At 60.6% G+C, this 18754-nt stretch carries 17 protein-coding genes; 8 read left to right on the forward strand and 9 right to left on the reverse strand.

From position 1 onward, the window contains the following. The first annotated feature begins 14 nt into the window (after window positions 1-14). A complete protein-coding gene (gene leuA / locus Q4B98_RS01540; RefSeq protein ID WP_303194947.1) occupies window positions 15-1739 on the forward strand; it encodes a 2-isopropylmalate synthase in 1725 nt (574 codons plus the stop codon). Between the two features lie 25 nt (window positions 1740-1764). Here leuA and Q4B98_RS01545 read toward each other — a convergent pair whose 3' ends face one another. Next, window positions 1765-2466: an isoprenyl transferase gene (locus Q4B98_RS01545; protein ID WP_303195577.1), complete on the reverse strand. Its 702-nt coding sequence runs from the start codon at window positions 2464-2466 to the stop codon at window positions 1765-1767. A 271-nt stretch (window positions 2467-2737) separates the two neighbouring features. Next, window positions 2738-3403 carry a hypothetical protein gene (locus Q4B98_RS01550; protein WP_303194948.1) on the reverse strand — a complete coding sequence of 222 codons (666 nt, stop codon included), beginning with the start codon at window positions 3401-3403 and terminating at the stop codon, window positions 2738-2740. A gap of 145 nt (window positions 3404-3548) precedes the next feature. On the opposite strand from Q4B98_RS01550, the gene recO reads away from it, so the two are divergent. Next, window positions 3549-4289: a DNA repair protein RecO gene (recO, locus tag Q4B98_RS01555; RefSeq protein WP_303194949.1), complete on the forward strand. Its 741-nt coding sequence runs from the start codon at window positions 3549-3551 to the stop codon at window positions 4287-4289. A gap of 59 nt (window positions 4290-4348) precedes the next feature. Here recO and Q4B98_RS01560 read toward each other — a convergent pair whose 3' ends face one another. Beyond that, window positions 4349-5527: a sensor histidine kinase gene (locus Q4B98_RS01560; RefSeq protein ID WP_303194951.1), complete on the reverse strand. Its 1179-nt coding sequence runs from the start codon at window positions 5525-5527 to the stop codon at window positions 4349-4351. A 43-nt stretch (window positions 5528-5570) separates the two neighbouring features. Continuing rightward, entirely contained in the window at window positions 5571-5780 is a 210-nt protein-coding gene (locus tag Q4B98_RS01565; protein WP_303194953.1) for a hypothetical protein, read from the reverse strand. A 250-nt stretch (window positions 5781-6030) separates the two neighbouring features. Between Q4B98_RS01565 and Q4B98_RS01570 the strand changes: the two genes are divergently transcribed. Next, complete coding sequence (locus Q4B98_RS01570; protein ID WP_303195578.1) at window positions 6031-6705, forward strand: response regulator transcription factor; 675 nt, start codon at window positions 6031-6033, stop codon at window positions 6703-6705. Here Q4B98_RS01570 and Q4B98_RS01575 read toward each other — a convergent pair. After that, window positions 6683-7117, reverse strand: a complete 435-nt coding sequence (locus Q4B98_RS01575; protein WP_303194954.1) for a Fur family transcriptional regulator — start codon at window positions 7115-7117, stop codon at window positions 6683-6685. The genes Q4B98_RS01570 and Q4B98_RS01575 overlap by 23 nt on opposite strands. A 202-nt stretch (window positions 7118-7319) precedes the next feature. On the opposite strand from Q4B98_RS01575, the gene Q4B98_RS01580 reads away from it, so the two are divergent. The 4 genes from Q4B98_RS01580 to Q4B98_RS01595 all read left to right on the forward strand — a co-directional run bounded on the left by Q4B98_RS01580 (window position 7320) and on the right by Q4B98_RS01595 (window position 12522). Further along, window positions 7320-8738: a glycine--tRNA ligase gene (locus tag Q4B98_RS01580; protein WP_303194956.1), complete on the forward strand. Its 1419-nt coding sequence runs from the start codon at window positions 7320-7322 to the stop codon at window positions 8736-8738. A gap of 135 nt (window positions 8739-8873) precedes the next feature. Next, on the forward strand, window positions 8874-9644 hold the full coding sequence (locus tag Q4B98_RS01585) for a succinate dehydrogenase cytochrome b subunit (RefSeq protein ID WP_303194958.1): 771 nt from the start codon (window positions 8874-8876) through the stop codon (window positions 9642-9644). Beyond that, window positions 9641-11767, forward strand: coding sequence for a fumarate reductase/succinate dehydrogenase flavoprotein subunit (locus tag Q4B98_RS01590; protein ID WP_303194960.1), 2127 nt, complete (start codon window positions 9641-9643; stop codon window positions 11765-11767). The genes Q4B98_RS01585 and Q4B98_RS01590 overlap by 4 nt, the downstream gene beginning before the upstream one ends. Then, entirely contained in the window at window positions 11764-12522 is a 759-nt protein-coding gene (locus Q4B98_RS01595; protein ID WP_303194962.1) for a succinate dehydrogenase/fumarate reductase iron-sulfur subunit, read from the forward strand. Before Q4B98_RS01590 ends, Q4B98_RS01595 begins: the two co-directional genes overlap by 4 nt. Before the next feature lie 67 nt (window positions 12523-12589). On the opposite strand, the gene nadC is transcribed toward Q4B98_RS01595, so the two are convergent. The 3 genes from nadC to nadA are packed head-to-tail and all read right to left on the reverse strand — an operon-like array spanning window position 12590 to window position 16054. Further along, window positions 12590-13480, reverse strand: coding sequence for a carboxylating nicotinate-nucleotide diphosphorylase (gene nadC / locus Q4B98_RS01600; RefSeq protein ID WP_303194964.1), 891 nt, complete (start codon window positions 13478-13480; stop codon window positions 12590-12592). After that, on the reverse strand, window positions 13477-15057 hold the full coding sequence (gene nadB, locus Q4B98_RS01605) for an L-aspartate oxidase (protein ID WP_303194966.1): 1581 nt from the start codon (window positions 15055-15057) through the stop codon (window positions 13477-13479). Before nadB ends, nadC begins: the two co-directional genes overlap by 4 nt. After that, window positions 15050-16054, reverse strand: coding sequence for a quinolinate synthase NadA (gene nadA / locus Q4B98_RS01610; protein ID WP_303194968.1), 1005 nt, complete (start codon window positions 16052-16054; stop codon window positions 15050-15052). The genes nadB and nadA overlap by 8 nt, the downstream gene beginning before the upstream one ends. 99 nt (window positions 16055-16153) lie before the next feature. Between nadA and Q4B98_RS01615 the strand changes: the two genes are divergently transcribed. Beyond that, window positions 16154-16933, forward strand: a complete 780-nt coding sequence (locus Q4B98_RS01615) for an NUDIX domain-containing protein (protein WP_303195580.1) — start codon at window positions 16154-16156, stop codon at window positions 16931-16933. Between the two features lie 3 nt (window positions 16934-16936). On the opposite strand, the gene bluB is transcribed toward Q4B98_RS01615, so the two are convergent. Then, a complete protein-coding gene (gene bluB / locus Q4B98_RS01620; protein WP_303194970.1) occupies window positions 16937-18703 on the reverse strand; it encodes a 5,6-dimethylbenzimidazole synthase in 1767 nt (588 codons plus the stop codon). Between the last annotated feature and the right edge of the window lie 51 nt (window positions 18704-18754).

Genomic DNA, 18754 nt, shown 5'->3' on the forward strand with positions numbered 1-18754 from the left:
AGAGATCACTACTGATGACGCGAATTCAGCCCCGCCCATGTCAGCTGACCGGCCATATGCCTATCGGTCGTTACAAGCCTTTCGTTCCACAGAAGCTGCCTGACCGCACTTGGCCCGACAAGACCCTCGATCACGCCCCTCGCTGGCTGTCTACAGATCTGCGCGACGGCAACCAAGCATTGATTGACCCCATGACGCCGGCTCGCAAGATGCGTATGTTCGAGCTGCTCATCGAGATGGGCTACAAGGAAATCGAGATTGGTTTTCCGTCGGCGTCCCAGGCTGACTTCGACTTCGTGCGTCAAGTCATTGAGTCCGGGATCATCCCTGACGACGTCACTATCTCTGTACTGACCCAGGCTCGCGAAGATCTCATTGAACGCACCGCACAGAGTCTCGTTGGTGCTCACCGCGCCACCATTCACATGTACAACGCGGTTGCCGAACTGTTCCGTCGCGTCGTGTTCAAGATTAACGAAAAACAGTGCATTGACCTGGCTCACCGCGGCACTGAATGGGTCGTCAAGTACGCCGAGAAGTACTTGGACGACGTTGAGTTTGGTTACGAGTATTCCCCGGAGATTTTCACCCAGACCCCGACCGACTTCGCCATTGAGGTATGCCACTCTGTTATGGACGTCTGGCAGCCCGGACCGGACCGTGAGATCATCCTCAACCTGCCGGCCACCGTTGAGATGAGCACGCCGAACACCTACGCCGATCAGATCGAGTATTTCTGCCGCAATATCCGTGACCGACAGTACGTGTGCGTCTCTCTGCATCCCCACAACGACCGGGGGACCGCAGTCGCAGCCGCCGAGTTCGCCCAGATGGCTGGCGCCGATCGCGTCGAGGGCTGCCTTTTCGGGCACGGTGAGCGTACCGGCAATGTTGATTTGGTCACTCTGGGCATGAACCTGGTCAGCCAGGGAGTTGACGCTGGTATCAACTTTTCCGATATGCCGAAGATCCGGCGCACCGTCGAGTACTGCACCGGTCTGCCGGTTCCCGCTCGGCAACCATACTCGGGCGATCTGGTCTTCACCGCCTTCTCCGGATCTCACCAGGACGCCATCAAGAAGGGTCTGGAGGACCTGGAACGTCGCGCCGAGGAACAGGGTATCGGTATCCACGAGATTGACTGGGAGGCCCCGTACCTGCCTGTCGACCCGCACGACCTGGGTCGTACCTATGAGGCCGTCATCCGCGTCAACAGCCAGTCTGGCAAGGGCGGCATGGCGTACCTCATGAAGACCGAGCACCAGGTTGACCTGCCGCGTCGTTTGCAGATCGAGTTTTCTCACGCGGTGCAGAGCTACACCGACGACCAGGCCCGCGAGATTTCCCACGACGAGATCTGGGATCTGTTCAACCGCGAATACCTTCAGGCCCCCGGTATCGAGTTGGTCAGCAGCACAACCTCGACGGAGTCTGGTACTTACCAGCTCACTGCCAACCTGAGAAATGACGGCAAGGAAACCCAGATCCATGGCGAGGGCAACGGGGCGGTCTCGGCCTTCATCGACGCTCTGGCTTCCCTCGACATCGCCGTCCAGGTGCTCGACTACTCCGAGCACGCCATGACCTCCGGCGGTACCGCGAAGGCGGCCGCTTATGTGGAATGCGAGATTGGAAACGGAGAGACCTCGCAGATCCTGTGGGGCGTCGGAATTGATCCCGACATCACGCAGGCGTCTTTCAAAGCCGTTGTTAGTGCGGTGAATCGCTCCCGACGCTGACATGGCCGATCAGTGGTAGGGCCAATCAGCGATTATCGGTGGGGTTTACCTCGTTGGGCACGGCCCCACCGAATCTGCGATCCCGTTTGGCGTACTCCAGGACGGCGTCCCACAAGTCACGGCGATCCACGTCGGGCCACAGAACGTCGGAAAACACCATCTCGGCATAGGCCGACTGCCACAGCAGGAAGTTCGAGGTTCGTTGTTCTCCCGAGGAGCGCCAGAATAGGTCGACGTCAGGGATCTCCGGTTCGTCGAGGTGGGTGCGGAAAGTCTTCTCGGTGATGTGATCGGGGTTGATTTTGCCTTCGGCGGCCAGTCGAGCGATGTCTCGCACTGCGTCGACGATTTCTGCGCGACCACCGTAGTTGACGCAGAACTGCAGGGTCAGAACCGTGTTATCAGCCGATTGCTCTTCGGCCGACTCCAACTCTTTGATGACCGACTTCCACAGCTTAGGCCGACGTCCGGCCCAGCGGATACGAACACCCATGGCGTCGAGTTGGTCGCGACGACGATGGATGACGTCGCGGTTGAACCCCATCAGCCAATGCACTTCGTCGGGGGAGCGTTTCCAGTTTTCGGTCGAGAAGGCGTAGGCACTCAGGTACGGAATGCCCATCTCGATGGCACCCTCGATCACGTCGAAGAGAGCGTCTTCGCCACGGGCATGTCCCGCTGTGCGTTTGAGTCCGCGCTGCTTGGCCCAGCGTCCGTTGCCGTCCATGACGATGGCGACGTGCTGGGGGATGAGCTCGGGGGGAAGCTGCGGGGGACGAACTCCAGACGGATGCGGCAGTGGGCCGCGCTTTGGGGGTCGCGGTGTGGTGTGGGCCATGGGTTACAGCGTAGTGGCGTCGCGAAACTTCCTGGTTCCCAGCACATGCTTGCTTGAAGTCGGCGGGGTCAACAGCTTCAATTCGGATAAACGATGATGACGAACCGTTGTCCGTCATGGCGGCCACATGGAACATGACGCCGCCTGTGTACTTGCTGCGTCACAGGGTGGTCCAGACGATGATGATTCCCGATCCGAGACAAGCGATGATTGAGGCAACGCTGGTCCAGTGGCCGATACGTTCTCGAGTTCGTCCGGAGATACCGGAGGAATTGGGCCGCAGGCGATCAATCACGACTGGTAACCATGCTGGAATGAGGACGATCCACCAGGAAACGATGAGGGTAAGGATACGCACGATGAGCGGCAAATCAGCTGTTCCGATGCGTTGGCTAGACGAGATGAACAGCGGAATCGTCGTGAAATTAGTGGCCATGCCAAGGGCTCCCCACGTGAACATGCCATGAGTCCCTGTGGATCGCGGACCTGACGATTTCTTGCGTCGCAATCCTCGGATACTGCGGGATCCCCATTTTTTCCACGCCAAGTAACAGCCGAAGAGGAACAGCAGAATACCCAGCACGCGGTCAACGGTGTGGGAGGCCAGCTGACGGGAGGCGAAGTCAGTGGCGGCACTTCCAAGCAAACCAAAACTCGTGATACCGATCGCGCCGAGTACCAGGCCTGCCCCAGACACGAAGGCCCAGCCATGGTTTTGTTTTTGGCCATGAACAGCGGCGCTGGCATTGAGGATCATGACCGGACTGACAGCTGCCACGAGCACCAGATACCACACGCTGCCGAGCAGCGCGACAAAGGTATCCATGGGGCTTCTCCTGGTCCAAGGGTGTCTACAACGTTACTGGGTGGGGCAGGTTCAAGGCTTGCGGACACCCTCTGAAACGCCATCTGCGACGATTTTGCGCAGAGCATTTTCAGGTGAACGCCGTGTCGGAGGGACAATAAGGGTCATGCCCACTTACCGCGATCAAGCTGTTGTCTTGCGCACTCATAAGTTGGGCGAGGCTGATCGAATCGTCTCCATGTTGTCGCGGGAGCACGGGAAGATTCGCGCGGTGGCCAGAGGGGTTAGACGCACGTCCAGCAAATTTGGGGCCCGGCTCGATCCTTTTAACCTCGTCGATCTGCAGCTTGTTCAAGGACGAAACCTTGACGTGGTTGCACAGGTGGAGTGCTTGCACCCCTATTCCGCACCTCTGCGTCAGGATTATGGGCTGTTCACGGCTGCGGAAGTCATGGTCGAGGCCGCCGACCACTTGGTCCCGGTGGATCGGGAGCCAGCCCCAGCCCAGTATCGGCTTCTTGCTGGTGCCTTGCGGGTTCTCGGACAGGGGACCAATGACGGCCCGCGTCCACCTGAAATGGTGCTGGATTCCTACCTGTTGAGGTCGTTGTCGGCATCGGGATATGCCCCGGACCTCGTTGATTGTGTTCGCTGTGGAGCACCTGGGCCGCACCCTGGGTTTTCGCCCAGCCTGGGAGGTGTGGTTTGCATTAACTGTCAGCCTCCGGGTACGCCTCATCCTCATGAGGAGACAATCGCCTATTTGCGGGCGCTGCTGGTGGGGGATTGGCCTGCTACGCGGGAGGTGACATGGCCGAGAATCCGGGAGGGGTCGGGCCTCGTTGCGGCATTCGTGTCTTGGCACATGGATCGAGGGTTGCGTTCGTTGCCATTCCTGGAGCGGTAGCAACTAGTGGCCAACGGCGACGGCAAGAGTATGTGCTGAATCAGTACTTGGAAGTCCAATCAGGTTTCGCGAAGGGGTTTTGCGCGTGGGATTCGTGCATTGACGACCCACCAGCCATTGCGCAGGCCAATAGAGATTTTTCCGCGCAGCAAAGAGACGCGCTCATTGAGCCGCTCGATGCCCATTCCAGTGGAGCGGACGGGGTCAATATCGGATTCAGTAACAGGGTTCGAGACGGTGACGACGACATCATCGTCATCGTCTCGAACAATGATCTTTGCGGTGGCCGGTCCGTTGTGCTTGATGGCGTTCGCCGTCGATTCGTCCAATATCCGGTTGACGGCGTCAGAAACACTGATCGGCATTGGTTCACAATCAACCGACCAATCGACGTGCCACCCTAAGGTTTCCAGTCGTCTCACCATGGCGGCCACGGTGGCCTCGACAGAGCTTTCATGGGTGGGGGAGGACACCAGTGGAATATCCTGGTTTCGCAGCACCAATAACAGACGCTGAAGGTCGTCGAGAGCTGTCCGGGACGTCGTTTCAATGGACTTCGACGCCGTGACGACTTCCTTGTCAGCGCTATTGAGACGCAGAGAAGCTGCCAGCATTGTGATGACAGTGAGATCCTTGGCCACGACGTCGTGGAGTTCGGCTGCCAACTGTTGACGCTCTTCCGCGCGGGCGCGGGCCGCCTGTTTCAAGGCTTCGGCGGCTTGGGCCTCGGCTTTTTCACGGCGGTTGTCCATCCAGCGGAAGGCTGAGCCGAGGGCTGTTCCGATACCGGCGGCGGTCAAGGCTATTAAAAGAGCCGATATCCAAGGGGTATGTGTTGGAGAAATGATTGATGGTGAAGTCATCACCGCAATACCAAGAAAAATGGCCAAGCCATGTTTCTTTAGTCCATGTTGGCTAGCGAGGAAAGCCAACAGACCCAAGATCAGCAAGCCTAGTGCAAAATTCTCGATAACAATGCATCCGATGAGTGAAACGAGGAGTAATATCTCCTGTGCCTGTGGCCATCGTGCGCAGAACAATGCCGCGATACTCAAAGCGTAAGCCACCAAGACCCATACAAAGGCATAATGGTGACCGCCTAGTGTCGCGGCAATGCGGATATCATCAATACCCGACAGTATTAGAACGGTGATGACTATAGTCGCCACACCGATACTGCGTCGAGTTTGAGTTTCCTTACGTGCGGGGCTCGTTTTCGATGGGCTAGGAGAACTCATGTGAATGGAGTCCCAGATATGTCATTCAATAGTGAGATCTATCTCATTTCTGGGGAATTTGCCACTGTGGGCCACACCAGTCGGGGTAGTAGGAGCACAGGGCATAAGCAATTCCCCTGACCTGAGTCTTGGGCTGAGCGGCAACGGCGTTCTCAACGGCGGTGGGCTCCGGAGCAGCTTGAGCAGGAACGGCGGCGATGGAGAAGGAGCTGACGGCTAGGGTGGCCAGGGCAGTGGCGATCACTTTCTTCATGGCAGCCACCTTATCGTCGGGCAGGTTCACCTACAACGGCCTTAGCGTGTTTTTCAGAGTGATTAATGTGATGAGAGTCATGCGATCGCCGTTGTCGGGTGAGAGGATGTGCGAGGATGTAAGCCCGGCGGGGTTATCCGGATACCTCGAGTTGATGGCGGTACATGACTGAGCGCTGGCGACATATGTTCGGGTGGTCATTTTCTTGGCCAAGGACGCAGTAAGTCCAGCGGTAGCATAGGGAGGCGTGGTGTCAGTTCGACTCGTCGTTACTGACGATCATCCGATCATGAGGCAGGCTCTGGCGGGCTATTTCTCACGGTTAGAGGAGATGGAGGTTGTCGGTCAGGCCTCCAATGGACGTGAAGCCGTCCAGCTCGTCGACCAGCTGTTGCCCGACATCGTCCTCATGGATCTCAAGATGCCTGAGATGGATGGTCTGACCGCCACCCGAATGATCGTTTCCCGTCACCCGTCAGTCCGTGTCGTTGCGTTGACGACCTTCGCCCGCCGAGACATTGTTGTTGAAGCCATCCTGGCTGGCGCAGCCGGATATCTCCTCAAGGAGTCTGAGCCTGAAGCCGTCATCGCCGGGGTGCGCGCCGTCATGGCCGGTCAGGTGACTGTCTCTCCAGAAGTTGCCCAAGGGGTAGTTGCGGCACTCACAGCTCAGACCGGGGGCAATGGAGCACCTCGTCACGTTGACATGACGCCAGTAGAACTCTCTGAGGCTGACGACGACGTCCTCAAACTTCTCGCTGAAGGGTTGCCGAATGCGGCCATCGCCAAGGAACTGTGCCTCAGCGAGTCCGCAGTCAAACAGCGTCTCGGCCATCTGGCGAAGAAACTGGGGGTACGCAGTCGCCTCGAGGTGCTGGTGCGCGCCTGCGAGATGGGACTCGTTACCCCTCGGCTTCGTCGCTGACCAGCTCGCGTTTGGCTGAGCAGTCCGAGCAGACCCCGAACAGTTCTAGTTCGTGGCCGGTGTCGCTGAACCCGTGCTCAGCGGCAACGTCACGTGCCCAGTCCTCCAGTATCTTCTCCGGGCCAATCTCGACGGCCTTGCCACACTTGCGGCACACGAGATGGTGATGGTGAGCTGACGAACAGCGTCGATAGGTCATTTCGCCATCCACGGAGCGAATGGCGTCAAGCTCGCCGTCCTCGGCCATCGTTTGCAGGTTCCGATACACCGTGGCCAGACCGACCTGATCCCCGCGTTCCCTCAGCTGGTCGTGGACCTGCTGGGCGGTAAGGAAGAATGACTCGTCGTCAAACAGAGCACGGATGGCAACGCGCTGTTTGGTGGTACGGCGTCGATTCTCCACTACGATCACCTCACTGCTGGGCGTGGAATTGGCTCAAATCTACTCCAGCGGTCTGTTGGGGGTTTCCGAAGTCCATTCTCGCGGGCAGCACCAGTTCCGTAGGTCCTGATATCGCGTGGTTGCCGGTAGGCTAGTCACCGGCCTCGCTGCCCGGACACACAGATCCGTTGGTGGCGCTGCCCGCGTGGGCACCATCCGGGTGTCCACTCCAATGAGGACTTGGAAGAAAGGGACGGCTGTGGCCTCCACCAGCACACTCGACAACGTTATCAACCTCTGTAAGCGGCGCGGATTCGTGTTCCCGTGCGGGGAGATTTACGGCGGCACCCGAGCCGCCTGGGATTACGGCCCCTTCGGTGTCGAACTTAAGGAGAACATTAAGAGGCAGTGGTGGCGTTACATGGTCACCCGTCGTGACGATGTCGTCGGACTTGATTCCTCGGTGATCCTGCCTCGTGAGGTGTGGGTTGCGTCCGGTCATGTTGGCGTCTTCAATGATCCGCTGACCGAGTGCCTGTCCTGCCACAAGCGTATGCGCGCCGACCATCTGCAGGAGGCTCATGCTGCCAAGCACGGGATCGACAATCCGGACTCGGTTCCGCTGGAGGAGATTAACTGCCCCAACTGTGGCAACAAGGGGCAGTGGACCGAACCTCGCGACTTCAACATGATGCTCAAGACGTACCTCGGTCCGGTCGAGGATGAATCCGGTCTGCATTACCTGCGCCCCGAGACCGCTCAGGGGATCTTCATCAACTTCCAGAATGTGCTAACCAGCGCGCGCAAGAAGCCACCGTTCGGCATTGCCCAGACAGGTAAATCTTTCCGCAACGAGATCACCCCGGGGAACTTCATCTTCCGGACTCGTGAATTCGAGCAGATGGAGATGGAGTTCTTTGTAGAACCCGGAACAGATGAGGAATGGCACCAATACTGGATCGACAACCGCACCGCGTGGTACACCGACCTTGGTATTGATCCAGACAACCTGCGTCACTACGAGCACCCCAAGGAGAAGCTCTCTCACTACTCCAAGCGCACCGTCGACATCGAGTACAAGTTCGGGTTCGCCGGTTCTGACTGGGGAGAACTCGAGGGTATTGCCAATCGCACCGACTTCGACCTGGGGACCCACACGAAGCATTCAGGTAAAGACCTGTCGTATTACGACCAGGCCAACAACAAGCGTTACCTGCCATACGTGATTGAACCAGCGGCCGGTCTCACCCGCTCCCTGATGGCTTTCATGGTCGACGCCTACACCGAGGACGAGGCCCCGAATGCTAAGGGTGGAGTCGATAAGCGCACCGTCTTGAAGTTGGATCCGCGCCTCTCACCGGTCAAGGCTGCTGTGTTGCCGCTGAGCCGTAATTCCGACCTGTCGCCGAAGGCCCGCGACCTTGCCGCCCGCCTACGTCAGCATTGGAATGTCGATTTCGATGACTCCCAGGCCATCGGCAAGCGGTATCGGCGCCAGGACGAGATTGGTACTCCGTTCTGTGTCACCGTCGACTTTGATTCTCTTGACGATGACGCCGTGACGGTCCGCGAGCGCGACACGATGGCCCAGGAGCGTATCGCCATTGACAAGGTTGAGGAGTTCCTCGCCGGCAAGCTGCTCGGCTGCTAGTCGTTAGGTCGGACCAATCTGGCGACTGGTCACATTGGGGTCGGGGTATCCAATGCGGTTATCCCGACCCCACTTCATCCGGCGTATACGTCATCTTTTAGTCTGTTGGGACAGCAGTGAAAGGATGATGACCCCATGAGCGTGCCTGCCGTTCGAGAGCGCCGCGAACTTGAACACCGGGGGGATGCCGTGACCATTCGTGCGCGTAGCGCCCCACGTCCCTCTAACGTCACACTGAAATTGGTGATGGCTATTACGGGGACGATCTTCGCGTTGTTCGTCTTCGTCCATATGGTCGGAAACCTGAAGGCCTTCATGGGCCCAGATGATTACAACGCCTACGCGGAGTTTCTCCGCACGGTTTTGTATCCGCTGTTCCCCATAGGTGGGGTGTTGTGGTGTTTCCGGATCGTTCTGCTCGTCTGTCTGGTTCTGCACGTGTGGGCTGGTCTGACGATCTGGGTTCGGGGACGACGTGCCCGGGGGAAGTTCTCTCGACACCACATGAAAGCGTTGGGGTGGGGAGCCCGCACTATGGTGCTGTCAGGCATCGTCATCCTTGCCTTTGTCGTGGTGCATATTCTCGATCTGACCTTGGGTAAGGGCGTCGCTTCGTCATCGTTCCGGGGACCTGTCAACGAAGGAACCCCTGACATCCAGATCACCGCCTACCAGAACCTCATCGCCAGTCTGTCGCGTCCGGGGATGGCGATCTTCTACACCGTCGTGATGGTCATCATCGGGTTGCATATCTGCCAGGGCGTGCGCAACACCATCAATGACTTCGGCGGAACCGGTCGTCGTCTCCGTACTGTCTGGACAGTGATCGGCCTGCTCATCGCGTTGGCCATTGTGGTGTGTAACGGCGCACTTCCCATGCTCATTCTTGCCGGGGTGATCTCATGAAAAACGTCATCGATGCCATCATCAAGCCTCTCGGGAAGATTGCCGGTCGCCACGGTGAGGAGACCGTGGGCGAGCCGGTCAACGAGTTGTCCGAGCAGCCCCAGCCGCGGCGAGCCGAAGCGAGTGAGCCGAAGCGAGCGGTTTGCAAGGCAGCGGAGGCACGCGACACGTTGGGGGTCGCTCAAAAGAAGGCCGGATACCTCGTCGGTGATGAGCTGGACGGCAACGTCCCTGAGGGAGATCCGCTGACCTCGTGGACTCGACGTCAAAGTGAGTACAAGCTGGTCAACCCCGCCAATCGTCGCAAGATGAACGTCATTGTGGTAGGAACCGGCCTGTCGGGTTCCGGTGTCGCTGCGACCTTGGGGCAGCTCGGCTATCACGTGGATGCCTTCTGTTTTCACGACTCGCCACGCCGAGCCCATTCGGTAGCCGCCCAGGGCGGCATTAACGCAGCTCGGGCTCGCAAAGTTGACGGTGACTCCCTCAAGAGGTTCGTTAAGGACACGGTCAAGGGAGGCGACTATCGCGGACGCGAGGCCGACGTGGTCCGGCTTGGCACCGAGTCGGTTCGGGTTATCGACCACATGTATGCGATCGGCGCCCCGTTCGCCCGCGAATATGGCGGTCAGCTGGCCACCCGGTCCTTCGGCGGCGTCCAGGTTTCTCGTACCTATTACACCCGTGGTGAGACCGGCCAGCAGCTCGAGGTCGCCTGTTCTCAGGCCCTGCAGGCCCAAATTGACGCCGGCTCGGTGACGATGCACAACCGCACCGAGATGCTCGACCTCATTGTCGCCGACGGCAAGGCTCAAGGCATTGTCACTCGTGACCTGCTCACCGGCGACATCAAGGCATGGACGGCTCACGTCGTCATCCTGTGTACCGGCGGATACGGATCGGTCTATCACTGGTCCACCCTCGCCAAGGGATCCAACGCCACCGCGACATGGCGGGCTCACCGTCAGGGGGCCTATTTCGCCAGTCCTTGTTTCGTTCAGTTCCATCCGACGGCCTTGCCCGTCAGTTCGTACTGGCAGTCCAAGACCACCCTCATGAGCGAGTCGTTGCGCAATGACGGTCGGATTTGGGTGCCGAAGAAGGCCGGTGACGACCGTGCTGCCAATGACATCCCCGAGGAGGAACGCGACTACTACTTGGAGCGCAAGTATCCAGCCTTTGGCAACTTGACGCCGCGTGATGTCGCCTCCCGTAACGCTCGGACTCAGATCGACAGTGGCCACGGAGTCGGCCCGCTGAAGAACTCGGTGTACTTGGACTTCCGTGACGCGATTCAGCGGCTGGGCAAGAAGACCATTGCGGAGCGCTACGGCAACCTCTTCGACATGTACCTCGACGCGACTGGGGAGGACCCCTACGAGGTGCCAATGCGAATCGCTCCAGGAGCCCACTTCACGATGGGTGGTTTGTGGGTTGACTATGACCAGATGAGCACGATCCCGGGCTTGTTCGTCGGCGGCGAGGCCTCAAATAACTACCACGGTGCGAACCGGCTGGGAGCTAACTCTCTGTTGTCTGCCAGCGTTGATGGGTGGTTCACTCTGCCGTTGTCGGTGCCAAATTACTTGGCGGGATTCGTCGGCAAGCCGGTCCTTCCGCTGGATGCCCCCGAAGTCACCGCAGCCATCGAGCGGGTTCAGAAACGTACCGACGCCCTCCTTAACTGTGGCGGGACCCATCGTCCGGAGTGGTTCCATCGCAAGCTCGGAGACATTCTTTATGAGCATTGCGGAGTCTCCCGTGATGAGGCGGGCCTGCTCGAAGGCCTGTCCAAAGTACGTGCGCTGCGGGAGGAATTCTGGCGCGACGTCAAGGTCGTCGGACGTGGGGATCGACTCAATCAGGAGCTTGAGAAGGCCGGTCGAGTCGCTGATTTCATTGAGCTTGGCGAAGTCATGATCCTCGACGCCTTGGATCGTCGGGAATCAGCTGGTGCGCACTTCCGTACCGAATACGCCACTGAGACTGGCGAGGCCAAACGTAACGACGACGACTGGTGTGCGGTTTCGGCTTGGGAGACCCGACCGGACGGCACCCATGTTCGTCACAGCGAACCGCTGACGTTCTCGTTGATCGATCTGCAGGTGAGGGATTACCGATGAGGGTGACACTGGACATTTGGCGTCAGGACGGCCCGAACGCCAAGGGATATTTCGAGCACCACGTTGTGGAGGATGCGGAGCCGGAGTGGAGCATTCTCGAGTTGCTCGACCGGCTCAACGACCAGATCGTCGAGAATGGTGGCGATCCGATCGTCTTCGAGTCCGACTGTCGTGAGGGAGTGTGCGGATGCTGCGGATTTGTCGTCAACGGCAAGCCCCACGGGCCTCTGCCGAACACCCCGGCGTGTCGTCAACACTTGCGAGCGTTCCCAGAGATCACCCACTTCAAGATCGAGCCGTTCCGCTCGGCGGCCTTCCCAGTTATTCGTGACCTGGCCATCGACCGGTCCAGCCTGGATCGCCTGGTGCAGGCTGGTGGAACTGTCGACGTCATGACGGGAACTGCCCCCGACGCCGATTCGGTGCCCCAACCTCATGCCGAGGCTGAGCAAGCCCTCGACTTTGCCTCCTGCATTGGATGTGGAGCCTGTGTGGCGGCTTGCCCGAACGGCGCAGCCATGCTCTTTGCCGGCGCAAAGCTTTCGCACTTGGCGATGATGCCGCAGGGCCGCCATGAGCGCTCGAAGCGAGCTCGTCGCATGGTCAACGCCCTAGACGAGAACTTCGGTCCTTGCTCCCTCTACGGGGAGTGCGTCGAAGCCTGCCCAGTGAGTATTCCGCTGGTCGCCGTCGCCCGGGTGAACCGGGAGCGTTGGCGTGCCGGGTTCCGAGGAGCGCGCAGCAAGGACAACTGATCGGCGCGGGGAGACGATCGGAGGGCTGGCACCTGTGGTACCAGCCCTCTGCGAGTTCGATGAGTGGTTAGTCGAAGTCCAGGCCTAGGTCGAGGGCGGGGGCTGAATGGGTAATGGCACCGACCGCGATGTAATCGACTCCGGTTGCGGCCACGTCCTTGGCACGATCGACGGTTAGGCCGCCGGAGGCTTCGGTGACGACACCGTGGGGCCGACAGATACTAACCGCTTCCGTCATATCTGTGTCGTCCATGTTGTCGAGCAGAATCGTTGTGACTCCCGCTTCAACAGCCTCGCGCACTTGGTCGACGGTGTCGCATTCCACCTCGCAAATAATGCCGGGCTGCCGGGTTCGCACCGCCTGGACAGCAGCCGTGAGGGACCCTGCCGCAGCAATGTGATTGTCCTTGATGAGGGCCGCGTCTGACAGGCCCATGCGATGATTGAGCCCACCGCCGCAGCGCACCGCGTACTTGTCGAGGTCACGCAGGCCGGGGATGGTTTTGCGGGTGTCGCGGACCTTGGTTCTCGTGCCGTCGAGGGCGTCAACCCATTGGGAGGTTGCCGTCGCCACACCGGAGAGGTGGCTGGCCAAGTTGAGCATGGTTCGCTCTGCCACTAACAGGGTCCGCAGCGCCCCCGTGACGGTGACGATGGTGTCCCCGGGGCGGACTCGAGCGCCGTCGTCGAGGTGAACGGCGGACTCGACGTGGGTTCCAGTGCGCTTGGCGAGAGTGTGCAGCACAGCTGTGGCGACAGGAATACCGGCCAAACAACCGTGCTGACGAGCTCTGATGGCGGCTCGCCCCACGTAGTCGCCGAAGATGGACTCAGTGGTGACGTCGGTGCCTCCCCTCAGGTCTTCGTCCAGACAGATGGTGATCGTCTTGACGACTAGATCAGGGTTGAGGCCGCGATCTGAGAGGGTGTGAGCCAAAGTGTCGGGGAGTGCCCTCATGCGGTTTTCCTCTCCTGGTGGTGCGTGATGACAGTAGGACGTCCCTCGACTAGACGCAGATCGGTATGTACCTGGAAGGACGGATCTTGTCGTGGGTGGTCGCTGCGGCGGTGTGCTCCACGTGATTCCCTGCGCCACAGAGCTGCGGTAGCCAGGGCTGTTGCTACCAGCGCAGCGTTGGTTGCGGTGAGGGTGGCGTTGTCGAGATCCTCGGTGGGGGTCATGTGGTCAAGGTCGTGGATGGCTCGCTGGAGACCGTTGGCATGGCGACTGATAAAGATGTCGCGGTCCATGATGGTGCGTACACCTTCCAACTGGTCACCAGACAACCAGCGTCGGTGTCGCGGATACTCGCTGATCTGAGAGGTTGACGCGACGGGGCCTGAGGGGTTGGTGGAGCAGCGCCCGCTGCGTTCCCCAGTGATGAGGGCTTCAGTCAAGGAATTGGACGCTAACCGATTGGCACCGTGAACTCCAGTGCAGGCGGCCTCACCGACGGCCAGCAGACCGGGAACCGAGGTGCGCCCATCCATGCCGGCAGCGATGCCGCCGCAATGGTAGTGGGCTCCAGGGGTGACGGGGATTGGCTGGGTACAAGGGTCGATTCCGTGTTCGCGGCAACTGGCCAGAATTGTGGGGAAACGACGTTGCCACGTGTTCTCGCCGAATCCAGTGGCGTCGAGGAGTACATGGTCAGATTCGGTTGCGATCATGGCCTGGTACTCGGCTGCCGAAACGACGTCGCGAGGAGCGAGGTCTTGCAGCGGGTGGACGCCGGTCATGATACGGCGACCGTTGACGTCGAGTAGGACGGCACCCTCGCCGCGCACCGCCTCCGAGATGAGAGGAGAACGGCCTTGTTGTCCCGGAAGAAAGAGGACGGTGGGGTGGAATTGCATGAATTCGGGGTCACGGATCGTCAGTCCGGCGCGCAGCGCGGCGGCCATCCCGTCACCAGTACATACTGAGGGATTCGAGGTGGCCGACCATAGCGCTCCGACTCCGCCGGTGGCCAGTACGACGCAGCCCGCTGGGATCGTAACCGTCGTGCCGCCTGACAGGGCGGTCACCCCGCGTGCCGTCCCGCTCGGGCCAATGATGAGGTCGATCAGGCGGGTGTTTGTCAGAACCGTGATTCCAGTTCCTTCCAGCTGAGCGCTGAGGCATTGATGGACTTCGTGTCCGGATCGGTCGCATTCGGCGTGGAGAACCCGGCGGGCGTGGTGACCTCCCTCGAGGTGCAGATCAGGCTCGCCGTCGGCCCCGGTATCGAAGTGGGCACCCAGATCCATGAGGTGACGCAGGGTTTGTGGGGCGTGATGTACCAGATCGTCGACGTTGCTGCGGTGGCACAGGCCCGCACCTGCGGCGAGGGTGTCGTCAAGATGAAGAGAGAAGGAATCGTCTTTTCCCCAGACCGCAGCTAGGCCGCCCTGGGCCAAATCGGTGGAGGAATCGTTGATGTCCTCGCGGGTCATGATCGTTACGGAGTGCCCGGCCTTGGCGGCGGCCAGGGCGCATGACAGACCTGCAGCTCCGCTGCCGACGACGAGGACATCGCACTGAGGCTCAGGCATGTGCTGGCTCCTTGGTAGTGGTCGTCCCGCCGATGGCGATCATGCGTTCAACGGCGGTGCGAGCTTTCTCGGCCAGGGCAGGGTCGACGGTGACGACCTCGGTGCTGGTCTGTAGGCAGTGCAGCAACTTCTCGGGAGTAATCATCTTCATGAAGGGGCATACGGCGTCCGGGTTAACCGGGGTAAAAGTAGTGCTGGGGTTGGCCTGGCGCAGCTGGTGCAACATCCCGGTCTCGGTAGCAACCAGGACTTGGCGGTTGTGCGTGGCGCGGGCAGCGTCGAGCATTCCACCAGTCGACAACACGTGGGTTCGCTCCCTGGGAAGGTCGCCATTACTAGTCAGCCACAGGGCACTGGTGGTGCAGCCGCACTCAGGGTGAATGTAGAGGTCGGCTTCTGGGTTGGCCTTGACCTGGTCGCACAGCTCGGTGGGGGAGATGTCAGCGTGCACATGGCATTCGCCCATCCAGACATGGATATTGTGACGTCCGGTCATACGGCGTACGTGAGCACCAAGAAACTGGTCGGGGCCGAAGAGGATTTCCTGGTCAGCCGGGAGGGAATTGACCACGTCGACGGCGTTTGAGCTAGTGCAGCAGATATCGGACTCGGCCTTAACCTCGGCAGTGGTGTTGACGTAGGTGACAACGGCGGCATGTGGGTGTTCGGCCTTCCAGGCCCGCAGCTGATCGACAGTGAGGGAATCGGCCAAGGAACAGCCGGCGTTGGCGTCAGGGATGAGGATGGTCTTGTCGGGGCACAGTAGAGCAGCGGTTTCCGCCATGAAGTGGACTCCGGCCAGCACGATGGTGTGTGCCGAACTCTTGGCGGCCAGGCGTGCGAGGGCCAAGGAGTCGCCAACGTGGTCGGCCACGTCTTGGATCTCGGGTGCCTGGTAGTTGTGGGCGAGGATGATCGCGTCTCGCTCTTGTGCCAGGCGGCGGACATCGTCGGCCCAGGTTGGGGGCACGTGGGGGGTGGCGCAGTCGGTGGTCACGAGAACGGCTCCTTTCAAATAATCGACGCACAGTCTAGAACTAATCGCCTGATAGGCGAAAACCGAAAGGCGAGGCTGGCCCGATAAGCTGACCTCGTGGTGACAACCGATCACACTGACGCAGCAGGTGCTGGCCCGCGTCCGACTTATCGAGACCAGCGCGGGGTGGCGAAATACCGTCACGAGGTACTGGCTGTTGTCGTCAGGGCCTCAGGGACTCAACTTGAGGTGCTCGTCAAGGATCGATGTCGAGAACCCTTCACCGGAATGCCTGCTCTGCCCGGAGGCCCACTCGAGGTGAACGAGACCATGGAGCAGGCGGTTGTCCGTCACCTCAGGGACTTCCTGGACGTCTCTCTACTGGGCCATCGCGAACAGTTGTCGACTCTTTCCGAGCCGGGACGTGACCCTTTTGAAAGGACCGTTGCGACCACCTACCTGGGTTTGGTAGCCCCCGATGTCCAGGCCAACGGGGGAGCGCGCTGGCTGCCGGTGCGTGAGTCCGGACCAATGGCCTTCGACCACGCTCACGCTGTGGAGGAAGCCGTCGTCAGACTGTGTGGCAAGGTTTCATACACCAACATCGCCCATGCCTTGGCCCCGGCAGAATTCACCTTGGCCCAGCTGCGAGATATCTATTGTGCATGTCTGGGCTACGACGTCGACGTCACGAACTTGTCGCGGGTGCTGCGTCGGCGTGGCCAGATCGTCAAAACCGGTCACCTCGCGGAGTCGGGGCAACGAGGCGGCCGTCCGCCTGCGACCTGGACCTTCACCCGTCACGACTACGAGGTCACCGACCCCTTCGCGGTTCTGCGTCCGGCGTCACGAGACAAGCAATCGCGGACATCGCGGGGACTTGGCTGCGAGGTTCTGTGAGGCTCAACGGGTGCGCGCGGCAGTCCGTCGCACGTGAAGACCGGTGAGAATCATTTGGGCACCCAGGCACGCCCCCACCCCTTCGCCAGCGCGCATTCGCAGCTCCATGAGCGGTTCCAAACCCAATTCGGCAAGCACAGCCTGATGGGCGTATTCCCGAGAAGCATGGGAAGCCACCAACCAGCCTTGGAGGCCCGGGGAGAGCTTGGTGGCAAGGAGGGCAGCCACGCTCGTGGCCAGTCCGTCGAGGACGATGGGTGACCCAGCCTGAGCCGCTCCCAGGCATATTCCGGCGAGAACCGCGAACTCAGGTCCACCGAGGGCTGCCAGTAGATGTTCAGGGTCGCTGGGCCGTGCATGAGTGCGAGCCAATGCAGCCGTGATGACCTCAGCCTTGCGCTCGACCATTGCGGTGTCGCTGCCGGCCCCCAGACCGACGGCTTTGTGGGGATCCAGGCGCGTGAGGACACTAGCCAGAGCGGACGCTACGGTGGTGTTTCCGACGCCGACTTCTCCTAGACAAACCAAGCCGGCCTCAGCAACTTCCTCGCCCAATGTCTGTCCGTTACGCAGCAGGGTCTCTACCTGCGACCGGGCCATGGCGTCGGTATGCAGGAGATCACCGCGTCTTCCGGGAACGCGCATGGAGCGGGCACCCTGCACCGGTTGTGCGACCCCGGCGTCGACGACAAGATGGGAAAGCCCGGCGGCAGCAGCTGTCGAGACGCCGAGTCCCGTCCCGGCAACTGAGGCAGCCATCACGTCATGAGTCACGGTGGGATCGAAGGCCGTCACACCCAGAGCGGAGACTGGGTGATCGGCCCCGACAAGGATGAGGGTGCCGCCGGTGATCTCGGTTCCACCAGCTGCCTCTACGCGGTCAAGGGTCTGGTCGAGCAGGCCGAGAGAGCCAGGCGGGGTGAGAAGTTGGTCAGCATTATCATGGGCAGCCACCACGCGGTCACGGCTCGGGGAGTGCAAAGTCTGCCGCAGAGCGGAGACGGGGGCCTCGGGCTGGCCATCGTCGGGCCAGCGATCGGTCAGAACGACCTCGGCTAGCGGGAGCCGCCGCGACCAGCCCCGTCGCTCTAACCCGGGAGCGGGGGGACGCTCATCTGGCCACCCCAAACAGAGCCACCCAAGTGTCTCGACTCCCTCGGGCAGATGAAGCAATGCGGCGAGTTCTTCCGGCTGGAAGAGGGTTACCCATCCCATTCCGAGGCCGTGAGCACGAGCCGTCAGCCACATATTCTCCACGGCGCAGGCGCAGCTCCACATATCAGCGTCGGTGAAGGTGTTGCGCCCCAGCACTCCGGAGGCGGGGGTACGACGATCGCAGGCCACAACCACGCCAACCGGGGCTTCGCGAATCCCCTCAAGCTGGAGGTCGAGAAGCCTGGCGCGACGGTCTGGGGTCAGTAAATTGGCCTGGCGCAGTCGCTCCCGGTCGGCCATGATGGCGGCCCGGTCGCGAATATCAGGGTCGCGCACCACGATGAACCGCCACGGTTGGCTGTGCCCAACGCTGGGAGCACGATGGCCAGCCCACAGGATGATGTCGACCAGATCGTGGGGGATGTCCTCGTTGCGGTAGCGACGGATGTCGCGTCGCGCATCGATAGCAGCATCGAGGTCGTGTTGCACCTGGTCGCCCAAGGACCACCCAGCAGGATCGGCGGCACGAGTGGCCGAGGAGGTGGTGTCGCCAATCGTGGGGATCGGACGGGCCCAACGCTTGCTGGTGGATGGGGTCTTATCAGGGGTGCTCACAAGATGAGGGTAGTGGGCAGCTTGTCGCGAGGAGTCGTCGGGATGGCGTGG

It is taken from the genome of Cutibacterium sp., assembly GCF_030525615.1.
Lineage (GTDB): Bacteria > Actinomycetota > Actinomycetes > Propionibacteriales > Propionibacteriaceae > Cutibacterium.